The 1252-nt window shown below is 57.0% G+C and carries 1 protein-coding gene and 1 pseudogene; both read left to right on the forward strand.

Features of this window, described 5'->3' with window-relative positions; genetic code table 11:
- Positions 1–117: 117 nt before the first annotated feature.
- Positions 118–237, forward strand: a pseudogene (locus tag ACIPO9_RS28160) (IS3 family transposase); the annotation flags it as partial.
- Entirely contained in the window at positions 192–1223 is a 1032-nt protein-coding gene (locus ACIPO9_RS28165) for an IS3 family transposase (protein WP_400784551.1), read from the forward strand. The pseudogene ACIPO9_RS28160 and the gene ACIPO9_RS28165, both read left to right, overlap by 46 nt.
- The last annotated feature ends 29 nt before the right edge of the window (positions 1224–1252 follow it).

Raw genomic sequence — 1252 nt, forward strand, 5'->3', positions numbered from 1 at the left:
TGAACTGGCCTAATGATCCCGGACACCTCTTAAGGGCGATATGATTCGCCCAATTCAGGAGGTTCCATGCAAGAGCGAAAAACCTATACCCGCGAGTTCAAGCAACGTGCTGCAAGCATGGTGCTTGACGACCACTGTTCGGTTCCCGACGTCTGCGCATCAATGGATGTCGGCCCAACGGCTCTGCGCCGCTGGGTGGATCAGGTTCGCAAAGAGCGCCAGAAAGGCCAGCCCGTGGCGGGTACCAAGGCGATCAGCGACGAGCAGCGAGAGCTTCAGCAGTTACGCGCCAAAATCAAACGCCTGGAGACCGAGGCCGAAATCTTAAAAAAGGCTACCGCTCTCTTGATGTCGGATCCCGATCGTTTTTCCTGATCGAGGAGCTCAGAGAGTCAGGCTCGTATCCGACCCGTCAGCTTTGCAGCGTGCTTGGCGTTTCCCGTAGCGCTTTTTATGATTGGCTCCATCGCCGCGCAGTGCCTGACACCAGGCGTGAGGCGCTCAAGGCCAAGGTCGTGCAGTTGCACGTTGAAAGCCGGGAGAGTGCCGGTGCGAGAATGATTTCCCAGGCGTTGAAGGCCCAGCAGATCAAGGTAGGACGGTATCTGACCGCAAGACTCATGACAGAGGCAAATCTGGCCAGCAGGCAGCGCCGCCGTCATCCGTATCGCTCCAGAGGTGTCGAAGCGTTTGTCGCCAGGAACCTGCTCGAGCGTAACTTCGAGCCAACCGCAATCAATCAGGTCTGGTGTGGCGACGTTACCAGCCTGATGGTTGGGAGGCGTTGGTATCATCTGGCGGTGGTCATTGACCTGTTCGCCCGGCGAATTGTGGGCTGGGCATTTTCGCTGATCAATGACGCCAATCTGGTGAGCAGGGCGCTGGCAATGGCGGTAGAGGTGCGAGGCAGGCATACAGGCTTGATGTTTCATTCAGATCAGGGCTGCCAGTACACCAGCCAGCGTTTCCAGTCCGAACTGCTTGAACATGGAATAACGCCCAGCATGAGCCGCAGGGGGCAATGCTGGGATAACGCTCCGACAGAGCGCTTCTTCGGGACGCTCAAGTCAGAGTGGGTGCCTGCCAAAGGCTACGCAACAGTTGAAGAAGCCAGGCAGGACATGACCGGCTTCTTCATGCGATACAACCGAATCAGGCTCCATAGCTACAACAATTACCTGTCGCCGATAGCCATGGAGCGGCAGGCGGTTGGATCACCGTAATCGGTGTCCGGAAAAACTTGACCAGTTCA

Source organism: Pseudomonas sp. NPDC090203 (genome assembly GCF_044746765.1).
In the GTDB taxonomy this organism is placed as follows: domain Bacteria; phylum Pseudomonadota; class Gammaproteobacteria; order Pseudomonadales; family Pseudomonadaceae; genus Aquipseudomonas; species Aquipseudomonas putida_AD.